Below are 14,988 nucleotides of genomic sequence, written 5' to 3' on the forward strand. Positions count from 1 at the left end.
CTCGCAGGTCAGGGACGGGTACCCAGGCCCATGGCCTGGCGGGCGAAGGCGCTTTTGGCCGGAGGGCACAGCTCCAGGCCGACCAGGCCCAGGTTGCGTCCGGCACTGAGCCAGGGCCGGCTGTTGGAAAACAGCCGGGTGATGCGATCGGAAAAGCCGATGGTCAGCTGCTGGTCCAGGCGCTGACGCTGCAGGTACTCCTGCAAGGTGGCGAAGTCACCGGGCGCCGCAGCGCTCTCCAGCAGGCACTCGGCCAGACTGTCGACATCGCGCAGGGACAGGTTGAAGCCCTGGCCGGCGATGGGGTGCAGGCTGTGGGCGGCATTGCCCAGGACCACCAGATGCGGGCGGACCTGCTCGCTGGCTTCCAGCAGGGTCAGCGGATAGGCATGGCGGGTGCCGACCTGGGTGAAGCTGCCCAGGCGATAGCCCACCGCCTGCTGCAATTCGTCGAGAAAGACCGCGTCCGGTGCCCGTTGCAGGCGCAGCGCTTCGCTGTCCGGCTGGGTCCAGACCAGGGCACTGCGCTTGCCCAGCAGGGGCAACAGCGCCAGGGGGCCATGGGGCGTGAAGCGCTCGAAGGCGCGGCCGCCATGGCCCAGATTGGTCGAGACGTTGGCGATCAGCGCGGTCTGCTCGTAGAGGGTGCGGCGCACCTCGATACCGAGGGACTCACGTAGTGCCGAGCGCCCGCCGTCGGCCAGCACCGCGAGACCACATTCCAGGGTCGCGCCGTCATCCAGTTCCAGGCGATAGCCGTCGGCCATGGCGGTGAGGCTGCGCACCTCGGCCGGGCAGCGCCAGTCCACCACCTCGCGATCCAGTGCCTGCCAGAGCACCTGGCCGATCCAGGCGTTTTCCACCACATAGCCCAGCGCCGGCAGATTCTCGTTTTGGGCAAGCAGCTGGGTCACGCCGAAGCGGCCCTGATCCGACACCTGGATCTCCCGGATCGCCTCGGCATGGTCGGCCAGGGCGTCCCACACGCCCAGGCGCTGGTAGATCAGCCGCGAGCCGTAGGACAACGCCGAGGAGCGGGCGTCGTAGCTGGGCTGATAGTTGTCGCCAGGGGCGAAAGGCTCCACCAGCAGGATGCGCCAGCCGCGCGCCTTGGCGCCGGCCTGCAGGGCCAGGGCCAGGCTGGCGCCGACCAGGCCGCCGCCGATGATGGCGATATCAGGACGTTGCATGAGCGTTCTCCCGGCAGCCGCTCGCGGCTGCCATCAAGCCTTCGATCTCCGCGGCCGCCTTGGGCAGGCCGGCGGTCAGCACCTCGCAGCCACTGCGCGTCACCAGTACTTCGTCTTCGATGCGGATGCCCAGGCCGCGCCATTTGCGCGGCACCTCGGCGTCCGGCGGGATATAGAGTCCGGGTTCCACGGTCAGCACCATGCCGGGCTCCAGCATCCGCCACTGGTCGCCGATGCGGTATTCGCCCACGTCATGGACATCCAGCCCTAGCCAGTGACCGGCGCGGTGCATGTAGAACTCGCGACAGGCGCCTGCCTCGATCAGGTCGTCCAGGGCGCCCTGGAGCAGACCCAGTTTCAACAGGCCCTCGGTGATCACCCTGACCGTGGCCTCATGGGGTTCGTTCCAGTGCCGCCCAGGCGCCACGCAAGCAATGGCGGCCTGGTTGGCCGCCAGCACGATGTCGTACAGCTGCCGCTGCTCCGGCGAGAAGCGACCACTGACCGGAAAGGTACGGGTCACGTCGCTGGCATAGCACTCCAGCTCGCAGCCGGCATCGATCAGCACCAGGTCACCGTCGCGCAGTGGCGCATCGTTGGCCTGGTAATGCATCACGCAGGCGTTGGCCCCCGCCGCGACGATGGAGCCATAGGCCGCCAGTCGGGCACCACCCTGGCGAAAGCAATAGTCCAGCTCCGCCTCCAGGTGATACTCGCGCAGCCCCGGCCGGCAGGCCTGCATGGCACGCAGGTGAGCGGCGCAGGTCAGCTCGGCCGCGGCCTTGAGCAGACGCACCTCGGCGGCTGACTTGTACAGCCGGCTGTCGTGCAGCAGGGTATCCAGCGCCAGCAGCTCCCGTGGCGGCGAGGCGCCCTGGTCGGCCTTGGCGCGGATCAGTTCGATCCAGTTGAGCAATTGGCGCTCGAATTCCGGATGGGCACCCATGGCGTAGTAGACCCGCTCGCGGCCTTCGAGCAGGCCGGGCAGGATGTCGTCCAGATCGCCGATGGGAAAGGCGTCGTCCGCGCCATAGTCGGCCAGCGCCCCTTCCTGACCCGCGCGCCGTCCCTCCCAGCGCTCCATTTCCGCGTCCCGCTCGCGGCAGAACAGCAGGTATTCACCATGGGCACGGCCGGGAATCAGCACGGCCAGGGCTTCCGGCTCGGGAAAACCGGTGAGGTACTGGAAGTCGCTGTCCTGGCGATAGGGCTGCTCGATGTCACGGTTGCGCAGGCACACCGGCGCAGCAGGCAACAGGGCGATGCCGCCGTGGCCGATCTCGGCCATCAGGGCGCGGCGGCGACGGGCGAATTCGGCCTTGTGGATCCGCGGCATGGCCGCTCAGTGCACCAGGGGTGCGGGTTCGGGGATGGGGCCGCGGCCGTATTCGCCATAGAGCAGCAGCGGGGCCACGCGCAGGTATTCGGTGACTTCCATGAAGTCGTTCTCACCCTCTTCGCCTTCCTCGGCGGGTTCCTGAATCTGCGCGATGGCTGCCAGGTCTTCGAGTACCTCGCGCGCCTCGCCGGAGACCTCGCCCGTACGCCCGGACAGGCCGAAGCCGGCCAGAAAGCCCTGACACCACTGACCGAGGGCGGCGGTGCGCTCGGCAAGGGGGAATTCGTCCGGTGGCAGCATCAGCACCAGGGCCACCTGCTGGCCGGCGAATTCCTGCTGCACCATGCCCAGCAGCCCCGAGAGCGCCGCCTGCAAACGCTCGCCCGGCGCGCCACCGAGCAGCTCGCTGGCGGCGGCCAGCCAGTCGTTCTCGTCGAAGCCCGCGCCCCCGCAGACCCGCCCGAGCAGGTGACCGTGGAGTTCGGCGGGCGAGACCGGCAAAGCGGCCTCGGCGAGCAGGGTGGAGAAGGCGGCGTAGGCGGATGCTGAGCTGGACATGGCGTCGAGGTGAGGCGCTGGCTAGAATGAAGCCTTATCCTACGCGCTGACCCCGCCGGCGGCCAATCTCGTTGCACCCTTCTGGAGCTGTAGCCCTCATGCGCGAGTCTCGCGACACGCCCCTCGACGCCGATCTGGAAGCCCTCGGTGACCGTGTGGAGCGCCTGCTCCTGCGTCTTGAGGAATTGCAGCGGCAGAATCGACAACTGCGCCAAGGCGAGCGCAACTGGCGCCAGGAGCGCGCCGAGTTGATCGAAAAGAACGAATTGGCCAGATCGAAGGTCGAAGCGATGATTTTACGCCTGAAAGCCTTGGAGCAGGACTCATGAGCATCGAGACCGTGACCGTCCAGATAATGGAAAAGGAATATCGCATCAGCTGTCCCGCTGACGAGCGTGCCAACCTGGAGAGCACCGCCCGTTACCTGGACGGCAAGATGCGCGAGATCCGCGCCAGCGGGAAGGTCATCGGCGCCGACCGCGTGGCCGTGATGGCCGCCCTCAACATCACCCACGAACTGCTGCATCGCCAGGATGATGTCAGCCTGGAAGTGAGCAGCACCCGCGAACGGGTTCGCGACCTGCTGGATCGCGTCGACCGCGCCCTGATCACCGAACACGACACCACTGCCTGACAGCCGACCGAGATAGGCGGGGGTTTGCATCCCGGCTCAGGGGCGTATACTGGAGATCACTCTCTGGTGTGTGCGCCAGTCGGTCATGTCCCCGAGCCGATAAGCAACACCCCGGGGGTTGCTCGTAAGACTGGTGTGCATGTCCGCTACGGCGGAAAGCCTAAAGGTCTACGACTTCTCCCACCTTGAACCAAGGGTTCAAGGGCTACACCGGCAGCGGCATTCCGGAGAGCTCATTTCTTTCATGTCCATCCCGCCCTCTTCCGACCTCAGTCGGCCCGCGCTGCGCAAGCTACTGCGCCAGCGACGTCGCGCCCTCACGCCCATCCAGCAACGCCAGGCCGCCCGCGAACTGTATCGCCAGCTTGCCCAGCATCCGCTGTTTCGTCGCGCCCGCCATATCGCGTTCTACCTGCCCAGCGATGGCGAGATCGATCCGCGCCCGTTGCTCGAAGAAGCCCAGCGCCGCGGCAAGGCCACCTACCTCCCGGTACTCTCCCGCTGGCCGCGCACGGCGATGATCTTTCAACGAGTCGGCCGCGGCGAGTCTTGGGTGCGCAATCGCTTCGGCATCGCCGAGCCACGCCCTGATCGGCGTCTTGGTCGACCGACCTGGGCGCTGGACCTGATCCTGATGCCGCTGGTGGGCTTCGATCCCCAGGGCGGACGCCTGGGCATGGGCAAGGGCTTCTATGACCGCAACCTGGCCTATCTGGCGCGGCGACGGCAGTGGCACAGCCCGCAGCTGATCGGCTGTGCCCATGAATGTCAGAAGGTGGAGCGATTGACCCTGGCGGCCTGGGACGTGCCCATGGCGGCCGTGGTGAGCGATGGTGGCTGGTACGGTCAGCGCGCGGGCGAGACGCCCCGCGTCGACTGAACGTCGCCGGCATAGCGGGCGTACTGCTGCTGGCTTTGGCGCTGTTCCCAGAAACTCTGGGTGTACCCGGTGGTGACCACGCCCAGGGTGAAGATCAGGACCAGCACCCATAACAGATCAGGTTTGCGTTTCATCGAGCTGGGCCACCCCCTTGCTGGCACCTTTGGGCAGGACAGGACGTCGCCCTGTTATGCTCAGCGCGTACGGTCAGACTACATCCGGAATGCGCGGCATTCTGCGACAAGCGGTCGCCCCTTGCAATCGACCAGACCCCTTCCTGGAAGCTCCCGAGCCTCCATTCGTCAGGAGACGAACCGTGGCCTGCTGGCTGTTGAAATCCGAGCCCGATGAGTTCTCACTTAACGACCTGCAACGCCTGGGCCAGGCGCGCTGGGATGGCGTGCGCAATTACCAGGCGCGCAATTTCCTGCGTGCCATGGCGCACGACGACCTGTTCTTCTTTCATCATTCGAGTTGCGCCGAGCCAGGCATCGCCGGCATCGGCCGAATCGTGGGCGAGGCCTTCGACGATCCCACCGCCCTGGATCCAGAGAGCCCCTACCATGCACCCAAGGCCAGCGCCGACAGCAACCCCTGGACGGCGCGCCAGGTCGCCTTCGTCGAAGCCTTTCCGCGGGTATTGACGCTGCCGCGCCTGCGCGCGCTGCCGGCGCTTGCCGACTTCGCCCTGCTGCGCAAGGGCAACCGGCTTTCGGTGATGCCGGTCAGCACCACGGAGTGGGCGGCGATCGTCAACGCGGCCCGCGGCTGAACCGGCGCCAGAGGCTGCTCACGAGGCCGGAACGAAGGCGACATTTTCAACACCGCCTAGCAGGTCACGCGCAGCTTCTCAGGGCTGGATGATCAGGTTGTTGAACAGCAGATCCTCCACCAGGGGCTTGCCCTCCTCCTGGGTGATCACGCTCTGTACCTGCTTGAGGGCCTCCTGCCGCAGCTTCTCGCGCGCCTCCACGCCGGCCAGGGTCTCGTCGGTCTGCTGGGCGAAGAGCATCACCAGCTGATTGCGGATCAGCGGCTCGTGGAACTCCACCCGGTCCTTGGCTTCCTTGCCGGTCACCATCAGCGCGATATCGGCCTTGTAATACTTGAGCTTGGGCCCGCTGCCGTAGTTACCGACCAGCGCCGGGGTCAGGTTGTAGAACTCGGTCTTGGGGGCCTCCCCTTCCTTTTTCTCTTCATTCGCCCAGGCATTGAGGGCCAGGCAGAAGGACAACAAAACGGCAGCGAAGACTTTCACGGCAAATCCTCTAGAGGTGGGTGCCTGCAGCATAGCCAGCAGGACTCAAGGGGTCACCTCGAACCTGAGGGTTCCGATCACCTGGCCGACGTCCGTCACCACTTGCACCTGCCAACGGCCAGTCACGTCGCCGGGAAAGTTCTGCTTGTGGGTCCAGGCGCGATAGCCCGCCTCCCGACCGCCGCTGATGTCCAGGGGAATGCGATCCACTTCCCGACCGGCATGGCGCCAGACGTGATAGATACGTTCGTTCAGGCCGCGTGGCGCATTGATGGCGGTAAAGGCATAGAGCCCCTGGGCGCGCAGCTGGGCACTGCTCAGCGTCTTCACCGAATCGCCGGGCTGGCGCTTGAGGCTGTCGAAGTTGGTGCTCATGCCCATGTCGGTCAGCCACAGGGTCGCCGGCGGCACCCAGGCGCGCCCCAGCCAACCGAAGGCGCCGATGGCCAGGCACAGCCCCAGCAAGCCCAGCCAGCGCCAGCCCAGGCGTACCCGGAAGGCCACTGCCAGACTGGGAAAGGACAGCAGTACGGCGACGCCCAGCGCCAGTTCGTAGCTCTGGGTGGTGGTCAGGTGCAGGATGATCGGCAAGGCGGTGAGCAATACCGCGAACAGCGTCAGGGTGTGGTAGCTGAGGAATACCCAGCGCCGCGGCGCCAGGGTCTTGTAGTAGAGCGGATCGATGATGGAAACCAGTGCGGCCGCGCCAAGCAGCCCGGTGAACAGCGCCTGGCCACTGTTCCAGGCCGTGGTGATGGCAAAGAACGGCAGGCAGAAGAACAGACTCTCCTGGTGGATCAGCTGGGTGGCGTAGCGCAACAGCGGCGGCGGCAATTCCCAGCCGAAGCGCCGGCTGACCCAGCCCCTGAGCACGTTTTCCAGCATCAGCCAGACCCAGCTCGCCAGCATGATCACCGCCATCACGGGCGCGAAGCCTTTCTGCCGGTCCACCAGCAGGAAGCTGCAGATCCCCGAGATGAAGCCGGCCAGGGCGATCAGTCGCGGATAGCGCTCGAACAGCGCCAGGGCGAGGTTAAGGGCACGAGAAGACAGGACTTTCCAGGCAGGCATAGCGACTCGCGAAAAACGACGACGGCAGGACGCGCCACCCTAGGCGCGCAACCCGTACAGATCAAGGGGCAAACCCGGCCCTGGCTGCCGCAGAGCGGAAAAGCCTGTTCAGGCTGTAATATCATTGTAATATTCGAAAACGAACCTGGAATGTTCGCTTTCGATTAATACTTATAACAATACCGAGGCTCCCATGCTTGGAATCTTCGCTCCCGCGGCCCATAGCGCGCCGCTGCCCGCCGATCGTATCGACCCCGTCTACCGTCGCCTCCGCTGGCAGATCTTTGCCGGGATCTTTATCGGCTACGCGGGCTACTACCTGCTGCGCAAGAACTTCTCGCTGGCCATGCCCTACCTGGTGGAGCAAGGCTACAGTCGGGGTGAACTGGGCGTGGCGCTCTCCGCGGTGGCCATCGCCTATGGCCTGTCCAAGTTCCTCATGGGTCTGGTCTCGGACCGCTCCAATCCCCGCTATTTCCTGCCCTTCGGGCTGGCCATGTCGGCGCTGGTGATGCTGCTGTTCGGATTCGCGCCCTGGGCTACCTCCAGTGTCAGCATCATGTTCGTCCTGCTGTTTCTCAATGGCTGGTTCCAGGGGATGGGCTGGCCGCCCAGCGGTCGCACCATGGTGCACTGGTGGTCGCAGAAGGAGCGCGGCGGTGTGGTCTCGGTGTGGAACGTCGCCCACAACGTGGGCGGCGGTCTGATCGGGCCGCTGTTCCTGCTCGGCCTGGCTTGGTTCAACGACTGGCATGCGGCCTTCTATGTCCCGGCCGTGGTGGCGCTGGCGGTCGCCGTGTTCGCCTTCATCGCCATGCGCGATACCCCGCAATCCTGCGGCCTGCCATCGGTGGAAAACTGGAAACAGGATTTCCCCGAAGGCTACAGCGAAGGCCATGAGCGCGAATTCTCCACCAAGGAGATCTTCGTCGAATACGTACTGAAGAATCGCCTGCTCTGGTACATCGCCCTGGCCAACGTCTTCGTCTACCTGCTGCGCTATGGCGTGCTGGACTGGGCACCCACCTACCTCAAGGAAGCCAAGCACTTCTCGGTGGACAAGACCTCCTGGGCCTACTTCTTCTACGAATGGGCCGGCATCCCCGGCACCCTGCTCTGCGGCTGGCTGTCGGACAAGCTGTTCCGCGGCAACCGTGGCGCGACCGGCGTGGTGTTCATGCTCGGCGTACTGGTCGCCACCCTGGTCTATTGGCTCAACCCGGAAGGCAACCCCGGTGTCGATCTGGCAGCGCTGGTGTCTATCGGCTTCCTGATCTACGGCCCGGTGATGCTGATCGGCCTGCAGGCGCTGGAACTGGTGCCCAAGAAGGCTGCCGGCACCGCCGCAGGCTTTACCGGGTTGTTCGGCTACCTGGGCGGCTCGGTGGCAGCCAACGCCCTGGTGGGCTACACCGTGGACCACTTCGGCTGGGATGGCGGCTTCATGCTGCTGATCGGCTCGTGCGTCCTGGCCATCGTCTTCCTGGCGATGACCCTGAGACACACCGGCATGGTGGCCAAGTCCGCGCGCTGAGCCTAGCGGCGGTCTCGTAGGTTGGGCTGAGACGGCTCCATCGTCGAAGCCCAACGCGATCGGCGCGCAGCGGCAAGAGCTGTTGGGCTTCGCTGCGCTCAACCCAACCTACGGCGGCACATCACTGGTTGCCATGGCCGCGGCGAGCCTAACTCCGCGGCGCGTAGGCGAAGACGTCGGCGCGCATCTGGTGCGCGTCCATGCCGGCTTCCACCAGGGCATCCAGGGTGGCGTAGACCATGGCTGGCGAGCCGCTGGCATAGACATGCAGATCGCTCAGGTCGACGAAATCCGCGCGTACCACCTCGTGCAGCAGACCGCAGCGCCCTTCCCAGCCGCAGGCCTCGCTCACCACTCGGTTCAGGGTGAGATTGGGCAGGTCCGCCCAGGCGTCCCAGGACTCGATGGCATAGAAGTCCTCCGGTGTCCGCACACCCCAGTAGAGGTGCACCGGATGAGCGAAGCCACGGGTACGAACGTCCTCGATGAGGCTGTGCATCTGCGCCATGCCGGTCCCGGCGGCGATCAGCACCAGGGGGCCATCGGGCAGCTCGGCCAGGTGGGCATCACCATAGGGCAGTTCGACCTGGGCCATGCCCTTGGTTTCGAATTGCGCCAGCAGTGCCTGGCTGCTGGCCTCGCGGGCCAGCACGTGCAATTCCAGCTCGCGCCCTTGGTGTGGCGCGGAGGCCAGGGAGAAGGCCGACTGCTTGCCGTCATCCCGCTGGACCATCAGATACTGGCCGGCGTGATAACGCGGTGGCCGCCCGGCCGGCGCACGCAATCGCACGCGGCGCACATCACCGCCGACATCATCGAGCGCGACGACCTGGCAGGCCAGCTTGCGTACCGGCAACTCGCCTGGCGCCAGCACCCCGTCCCATTGCAGCAGGCAATCGGTCAGGGGCACGGCCACGCAGACATAGACTTCGCCATGATCGGCGGTCTGCCCGTGCTGGATGACCTGACCCTCCACCAGCAGCGCGGCGCAGAGCTGGCAATTGCCATTGCGGCAGCTGTGCGGCCCGCTGTAGCCGAGGCGCTGCGCGGCGGCCAGGATGGCTTCGCCGGGCTGGGTTTCCAATACCGCACCCGAGGGCTGCAGGGTGACCTTCATCGTCGTCTCCGTTAATCGATCCCGAGACTGGACCACATCTCGTCCACCCGTTTGACCACCGCTTCGTCCTTGACGATCGCCCGGCCCCATTCGCGGGTGGTTTCACCCGGCCACTTGTGAGTGGCGTCCAGGCCCATCTTCGAGCCCAGGCCGGAGATCGGCGAGGCGAAGTCCAGGTAGTCGATGGGGGTGTTGTCGATCATCACGGTGTCGCGCTTGGGATCCATGCGCGTGGTGACGGCCCAGATGACATCGTTCCAGTCACGCGCATTGATATCGTCGTCGGTGACGATCACGAACTTGGTGTACATGAACTGCCGCAGGAACGACCAGACGCCCAGCATCACCCGCTTGGCATGGCCCGGGTACTGCTTCTTGATGGTCACCACCGCCATGCGGTAGGAGCAGCCTTCCGGCGGCAGGTAGAAGTCGACGATTTCCGGAAACTGCTTTTGCAGGATGGGCACGAAGACTTCGTTGAGCGCCACGCCGAGGATGGCCGGCTCGTCCGGCGGCCGTCCGGTGTAGGTGCTGTGATAGATGGGGTCGCGCCGGCGAGTGATGCGCTCCACGGTAAAGACCGGGAAGGTATCGACCTCGTTGTAGTAGCCGGTATGGTCGCCATAGGGGCCTTCCGGCGCCGTCTCACCCGGATGGATGACCCCTTCCAGCACGATTTCGGCGCTGGCCGGCACCTGCAGGTCGTTGCCCACGCACTTGATCAGCTCGCTGCGACTGCCGCGCAGAAGGCCAGCGAAGGCGTATTCGGACAGGGTATCCGGCACCGGCGTGACCGCACCGAGGATGGTGGCCGGATCCGCGCCCAGGGCCACGGCCACCGGATAGGGCTGGCCGGGATGCTTCTGGCACCACTCGCGGAAATCCAGGGCACCGCCACGGTGGCTCAGCCAGCGCATGATCAGCTTGTTGCGGCCGATGACCTGCTGGCGATAGATACCGAGGTTCTGGCGCTCCTTGTTGGGCCCGCGGGTGACGGTCAGGCCCCAGGTGATCAACGGCGCCACGTCGCCCGGCCAGCAGTGCTGGATCGGCAGCTTGCCCAGATCGACCGCCTCGCCTTCTTCGATCACCTCCTGGCAGGGCGCATCCTTGAGGACCTTGGGCGCCATGCTGATGACCTTCTTGTAGATCGGCAGCTTCGACCAGGCATCCTTCAGGCCCTTGGGCGGCTCGGGCTCCTTGAGGAAGGCCAGCAGCTTGCCGATCTCGCGCAGGGCACCGACGTCCTCGGCGCCCATGCCCAGCGCCACGCGCTGGGGCGTACCGAAAAGGTTGCCCAGCACGGGCATGGAAAAGCCCACGGGATTCTCGAACAGCAGCGCCGGGCCCTGCTTGCGCAAGGTGCGGTCGCAGATTTCGGTCATCTCGAGGATCGGCGAGACCGGGGCGGTCACGCGCTTCAGTTCACCACGCTGCTCCAGGCTGCGGATGAAGTCACGCAGATCTCGGTATTGCATGCGGCCTCTTGGTGCTGGGGAAAGTCTGGCAGTCTACCGCCTGAGTCGCGCATCGAGAAAGCATTGGCCCAGAAACGCGAAAGGCCGGGATTTCCCCGGCCTTTGCATGCGACGGCGCCTTACTTGCTGCGCTTCATCGAATCGAAGAACTCGTTGTTGGTCTTGGTCTGACGCAACTTGTCGAGGAGGAATTCGATGCCGGCGATCTCATCCATCGGATGCAGGATCTTGCGCAGGATCCACATGCGCGACAGCTCTTCCTCGTCGGTGAGCAGCTCTTCGCGGCGGGTGCCGGACTTGTTGATGTTGATGGCCGGGAAGACCCGCTTCTCGGCGATACGACGCTCCAGGGGCAGTTCCATGTTGCCGGTGCCCTTGAATTCCTCGTAGATCACCTCATCCATCTTCGACCCGGTTTCCACCAGCGCGGTAGCGATGATGGTCAGGCTGCCGCCTTCTTCGATGTTCCGCGCGGCACCGAAGAAGCGCTTGGGCTTCTCCAGGGCATGGGCGTCGACACCACCGGTGAGCACCTTGCCGGAGCTGGGGATCACGGTGTTGAAGGCACGGGCCAGACGGGTGATGGAGTCCAGCAGGATGACCACGTCCTTCTTGTGCTCGACCAGGCGCTTGGCCTTCTCGATCACCATGTCGGCGACCTGCACGTGGCGGGTCGGCGGCTCGTCGAAGGTGGAGGCCACCACTTCACCGCGCACGGTGCGCTGCATCTCGGTCACTTCCTCGGGACGCTCGTCGATGAGCAGCACGATGAGGTAGCACTCGGGATTGTTGCGGGTGATGTTGGCCGCGATGTTCTGCAGCATGATGGTCTTGCCCGCCTTGGGCGGTGCGACGATCAGGCCGCGCTGACCCTTGCCGATGGGGGCACAGAGGTCGATGACCCGACCGGTGAGGTCTTCGGTGGAGCCGTTGCCGGCTTCCATGGTCAGGCGCTTGGTGGGGAACAGGGGCGTCAGGTTTTCGAACAGCACCTTGTTCTTGGCGTTTTCCGGACGGTCGAAGTTGATGGTATCGACCTTGAGCAGCGCGAAGTAGCGCTCGCCCTCTTTCGGCGGACGGATCTTGCCGATGATGGTATCGCCGGTACGCAGGTTGAAGCGGCGGATCTGGCTGGGGGAGACATAGATGTCGTCGGGGCCGGCCAGATAGGAGGAGTCGGCGCTACGCAGGAAGCCGAAGCCGTCCTGCAATATCTCCAGCACCCCATCTCCGGAAATCTCGTCGCCGCCTTTGGCGTGCTTCTTGAGCAGCGCAAAGATGATGTCCTGCTTGCGGGACCGGGCCATGTTTTCCAAGCCCGCGGCATCCGCCATTTCCAACAGTTCTGTGATGGGCTTTTGCTTGAGTTCGGTCAGATTCATAGACGTATGTTGACGTGAGAAGAGGCGAGGGAGGGATTCGAGCTGAGCGGCCGGATGCGAGAGTAGTTTCGCGGGATGCGTTCTGAAGAGGAGAACTGACGGCTACAGCAGATGAGAAGACGGCCCACTGATGGGGTCGTGTCTGGAATCTAGCACCTGCATGGGTACACGTCCAGCCGTCCAGGCATAAAAAAGCCCCGCATGGCGGGGCTTTCGACCAGATTCCTCAGACGTTGGCGTCGAGGAAGGCAGCCAGTTGCGATTTGGACAGAGCGCCGACCTTGGTGGCCTCGACCGCGCCGTTCTTGAACAGCATCAGGGTCGGGATGCCACGCACGCCGTACTTGGGCGGGGTGTCCTGGTTTTCGTCGATGTTCAGTTTGCAGACCTTGAGCTTGCCTTGGTAGTCCTTGGCGATCTCGTCCAGGACCGGGGCAATCATCTTGCAGGGACCGCACCATTCGGCCCAGTAGTCGACCAGCACGGGGCTGTCGGACTTCAGCACGTCCTGCTCGAAGCTGGCGTCGCTGACGTTGGTGATGTATTCGCTCATTGACTCTCTCCGAATTCGGGTGCGACTTGAAGTATGGCCATGATAGCCCTGCTGCCGTCACTTCGAAAGCATTCGAACATTGATGGTGACTATGACGGGCATTGATGGCAAAGGCAGCTCACGATCTGGCGAGCCGGCGACAACCAGGGCGGCAAGGCCTCGGAAAGTGGAGTCTACGCGGGGTAAAAGCGCATTCCTAAGGCCTTTTCGCCATCGCTTGCCGACATGCAGCCGATCGTGGACAGCGTTTTAGACAGCAGGCACCGGGAAGGGGGTTCCACTGCGCAACGCCGCATTGCGGATATGTTCGCGCATGGCCTTCTGCGCAGCCGCTGGCGAGCGCCGGGTCAGGGCCCGGAGAATGCGCCGATGTTCCTGCCAGGTTTCCAGGGCCCGCTCGGGCCGGACGAAGGGCAGCTTCTGACTTTCGTGAAAGCGCTCGGGGCTGGTGGTGATCACTGCCAGCATGGCCGGATTGTCCGCGGCCAGCAGCAACTGGCGATGGAAGTCGAAGTCCAGCGCCGCTGCCTCTTCCAGCTCGTTAGCCCGTAGTGCCCGGTGCAGGGCACCGAGATTGACCTCCAGCCGATCCAGATCGGCGGGACTCAGGGTCATGGCGGCCAGTCCCGCGGCAAAACCCTCCAGCGCGAAGCGCAACTGGAAGACGTGGGCCGGGGTGACCTCGCCGGTGAAGGGCCAAGGCCCGTCCGCGTGCGTCGCTTCCTGCACATAGACCCCACGTCCAGGCTGGACGCTGACCAGTCCCAAGGCGCTGAGGGTGGACAGCGCCTCGCGCAGGGACGCGCGACTCACGCCCAGCCGCTCGGCCAGCTCGCGTTGCGCCGGCAGCGCCGCGCCGGGTGCATAGCCTTCGGTCTCGATCAGCTGGCGAATGGCGTCGACGGCATAGTGGGGGACGGCGCGGGTGGCTGCGAGGGGCATGGAGTGGTCAGGCCAGTCAGTCCGGAAGTTCGCCTTTTATGCCGATTTTCCCGCCAGTTCAAGCCTGGCCCCAAGGCGGAGCACGGCACGACAAGCGCGCACCAAAGCGGCTCACGCTAAAAGCAGAGGTCTGCTTAGCCGCCGGCCAACTGTTCAGACCAGTAAGACCAATCGCCAAGCGTAGTGGCCTCTGCGGCAGCCCGGCAGGGTGCTGGCACATGAAATGCACTGGGCAGAGCCATCCCATCCTGCTTCCGGAGTCTCGTCATGCTCAAGCGCTGGACCGCCCTCTCCCTGTTCGCCTTGGGCCTGACCGCCCTGCACGCTCCCGCCCAGGCCGATCAGCTGGCCGATATCCAGCAGCGCGGCACGGTGCGCATCGCCGTACCCCAGGACTTTCCACCTTTCGGTACCGTGGGCCCGGATCTCAAGCCCCGCGGCCTGGACATCGACACCGCCCAGCTGATCGCCGACAAGCTCGGGGTCAAGCTGGCCCTGACCCCGGTCACCAGCACCAACCGCATTCCCTTCCTGACCACCGGCAAGGTGGACATGGTCATCTCCAGCCTGGGCAAGAATCCCGAGCGCGAACAGGTCATCGACTTCACCAAGCCCTATGCGCCCTTCTTTCTCGGCGTGTTCGGCGCCAAGGGCAGCACCCTGAGCACGCCCGAGGAGCTGGCCGGCAAGACCGTCGCCGTGACCCGCGGCGGCATCGAGGACATGGAGCTGAGCAAGGTGGCGCCCAAGGACGCGGTGATCAAGCGCTTCGAGGACAACAACGCCACCATCGCCGCCTATCTCGCCGGCCAGACCGAATTCATCGCCAGTGGCAGCTCGGTGATGGCGTCCATCGCCAACAAGAAGCCCGACCGCGCACCGGAGATGAAGATCACCCTGAAGAATTCGCCCAACTACATCGGCCTGGCCAAGCACGAACCGGCGCTCAAGGCCAAGCTGGACGGCATCCTCGACGCCGCCCGCGCCGACGGCAGCCTGGATCGCCAGGCCGAGAAGTGGCTGGGCCAGCCGCTACCCAAGGACATGTAAGG

General features: G+C 65.0%; 17 protein-coding genes and 1 other RNA gene. 7 read left to right on the forward strand and 11 right to left on the reverse strand.

The features are described 5' to 3' along the window. Positions 1–8: 8 nt before the first annotated feature. From ubiH to APT59_RS20580, 3 genes are read right to left on the reverse strand one after another with little or no spacing between them, the layout of a single operon-like run. Positions 9–1,190: a 2-octaprenyl-6-methoxyphenyl hydroxylase gene (ubiH, locus tag APT59_RS20570; RefSeq protein WP_059316541.1), complete on the reverse strand. Its 1,182-nt coding sequence runs from the start codon at positions 1,188–1,190 to the stop codon at positions 9–11. Continuing rightward, the gene (gene pepP, locus APT59_RS20575; protein WP_059316542.1) at positions 1,177–2,526 is read right to left on the reverse strand and encodes a Xaa-Pro aminopeptidase; all 1,350 of its coding nucleotides are present in this window, start codon (positions 2,524–2,526) and stop codon (positions 1,177–1,179) included. The genes ubiH and pepP overlap by 14 nt, the downstream gene beginning before the upstream one ends. A gap of 6 nt (positions 2,527–2,532) precedes the next feature. Further along, positions 2,533–3,087, reverse strand: a complete 555-nt coding sequence (locus APT59_RS20580) for a UPF0149 family protein (protein ID WP_059316543.1) — start codon at positions 3,085–3,087, stop codon at positions 2,533–2,535. 98 nt (positions 3,088–3,185) lie between these two features. Between APT59_RS20580 and APT59_RS20585 the strand changes: the two genes are divergently transcribed. The 4 genes from APT59_RS20585 (at position 3,186) to APT59_RS20600 (ending at position 4,601) form a co-directional block, all read left to right on the forward strand. After that, entirely contained in the window at positions 3,186–3,416 is a 231-nt protein-coding gene (locus APT59_RS20585) for a TIGR02449 family protein (RefSeq protein ID WP_007161334.1), read from the forward strand. After that, on the forward strand, positions 3,413–3,721 hold the full coding sequence (locus tag APT59_RS20590; protein ID WP_017639427.1) for a cell division protein ZapA: 309 nt from the start codon (positions 3,413–3,415) through the stop codon (positions 3,719–3,721). The genes APT59_RS20585 and APT59_RS20590 overlap by 4 nt, the downstream gene beginning before the upstream one ends. Before the next feature lie 57 nt (positions 3,722–3,778). After that, a non-coding RNA gene (gene ssrS, locus APT59_RS20595) (6S RNA) lies at positions 3,779–3,956 on the forward strand. A gap of 9 nt (positions 3,957–3,965) precedes the next feature. Further along, positions 3,966–4,601 (forward strand): 5-formyltetrahydrofolate cyclo-ligase, encoded by a 636-nt coding sequence (locus APT59_RS20600; protein WP_059316544.1) that lies wholly within the window; start codon positions 3,966–3,968, stop codon positions 4,599–4,601. Here APT59_RS20600 and APT59_RS22600 read toward each other — a convergent pair. Continuing rightward, positions 4,568–4,735, reverse strand: a complete 168-nt coding sequence (locus APT59_RS22600) for a hypothetical protein (protein WP_167348572.1) — start codon at positions 4,733–4,735, stop codon at positions 4,568–4,570. The genes APT59_RS20600 and APT59_RS22600 overlap by 34 nt on opposite strands. A gap of 182 nt (positions 4,736–4,917) precedes the next feature. Here APT59_RS22600 and APT59_RS20605 point away from each other — a divergent pair, with 182 nt between their 5' ends. Next, positions 4,918–5,373, forward strand: coding sequence for an EVE domain-containing protein (locus tag APT59_RS20605; RefSeq protein ID WP_059316545.1), 456 nt, complete (start codon positions 4,918–4,920; stop codon positions 5,371–5,373). A 78-nt stretch (positions 5,374–5,451) separates the two neighbouring features. On the opposite strand, the gene APT59_RS20610 is transcribed toward APT59_RS20605, so the two are convergent. Both APT59_RS20610 and APT59_RS20615 read right to left on the reverse strand, forming a co-directional pair. Beyond that, positions 5,452–5,859 (reverse strand): flagellar basal body-associated protein FliL, encoded by a 408-nt coding sequence (locus APT59_RS20610; protein WP_059316546.1) that lies wholly within the window; start codon positions 5,857–5,859, stop codon positions 5,452–5,454. A 45-nt stretch (positions 5,860–5,904) separates the two neighbouring features. Continuing rightward, positions 5,905–6,930 (reverse strand): DUF5924 family protein, encoded by a 1,026-nt coding sequence (locus APT59_RS20615; RefSeq protein ID WP_059316547.1) that lies wholly within the window; start codon positions 6,928–6,930, stop codon positions 5,905–5,907. Between the two features lie 193 nt (positions 6,931–7,123). On the opposite strand from APT59_RS20615, the gene glpT reads away from it, so the two are divergent. Continuing rightward, positions 7,124–8,464 (forward strand): glycerol-3-phosphate transporter, encoded by a 1,341-nt coding sequence (glpT, locus tag APT59_RS20620; protein WP_059316548.1) that lies wholly within the window; start codon positions 7,124–7,126, stop codon positions 8,462–8,464. Between the two features lie 148 nt (positions 8,465–8,612). On the opposite strand, the gene APT59_RS20625 is transcribed toward glpT, so the two are convergent. The 5 genes from APT59_RS20625 to APT59_RS20645 all read right to left on the reverse strand — a co-directional run bounded on the left by APT59_RS20625 (position 8,613) and on the right by APT59_RS20645 (position 13,936). Beyond that, positions 8,613–9,581, reverse strand: a complete 969-nt coding sequence (locus APT59_RS20625; RefSeq protein ID WP_059316549.1) for a CDP-6-deoxy-delta-3,4-glucoseen reductase — start codon at positions 9,579–9,581, stop codon at positions 8,613–8,615. An 11-nt stretch (positions 9,582–9,592) separates the two neighbouring features. Then, on the reverse strand, positions 9,593–11,059 hold the full coding sequence (ubiD, locus tag APT59_RS20630; protein ID WP_017639419.1) for a 4-hydroxy-3-polyprenylbenzoate decarboxylase: 1,467 nt from the start codon (positions 11,057–11,059) through the stop codon (positions 9,593–9,595). A gap of 119 nt (positions 11,060–11,178) precedes the next feature. Continuing rightward, the gene (gene rho, locus APT59_RS20635; RefSeq protein ID WP_059316550.1) at positions 11,179–12,441 is read right to left on the reverse strand and encodes a transcription termination factor Rho; all 1,263 of its coding nucleotides are present in this window, start codon (positions 12,439–12,441) and stop codon (positions 11,179–11,181) included. Positions 12,442–12,667: 226 nt separating this feature from the next. Next, positions 12,668–12,994, reverse strand: coding sequence for a thioredoxin TrxA (gene trxA / locus APT59_RS20640; protein WP_017639417.1), 327 nt, complete (start codon positions 12,992–12,994; stop codon positions 12,668–12,670). Between the two features lie 249 nt (positions 12,995–13,243). Beyond that, positions 13,244–13,936, reverse strand: a complete 693-nt coding sequence (locus tag APT59_RS20645) for a FadR/GntR family transcriptional regulator (RefSeq protein WP_059316551.1) — start codon at positions 13,934–13,936, stop codon at positions 13,244–13,246. 267 nt (positions 13,937–14,203) lie between these two features. Here APT59_RS20645 and APT59_RS20650 point away from each other — a divergent pair, with 267 nt between their 5' ends. Next, positions 14,204–14,986, forward strand: coding sequence for a transporter substrate-binding domain-containing protein (locus tag APT59_RS20650; protein ID WP_059316552.1), 783 nt, complete (start codon positions 14,204–14,206; stop codon positions 14,984–14,986). Positions 14,987–14,988 lie beyond the last annotated feature (2 nt).

Source organism: Pseudomonas oryzihabitans (assembly GCF_001518815.1).
GTDB classification, from domain to species: Bacteria; Pseudomonadota; Gammaproteobacteria; order Pseudomonadales; family Pseudomonadaceae; genus Chryseomonas; species Chryseomonas oryzihabitans_E.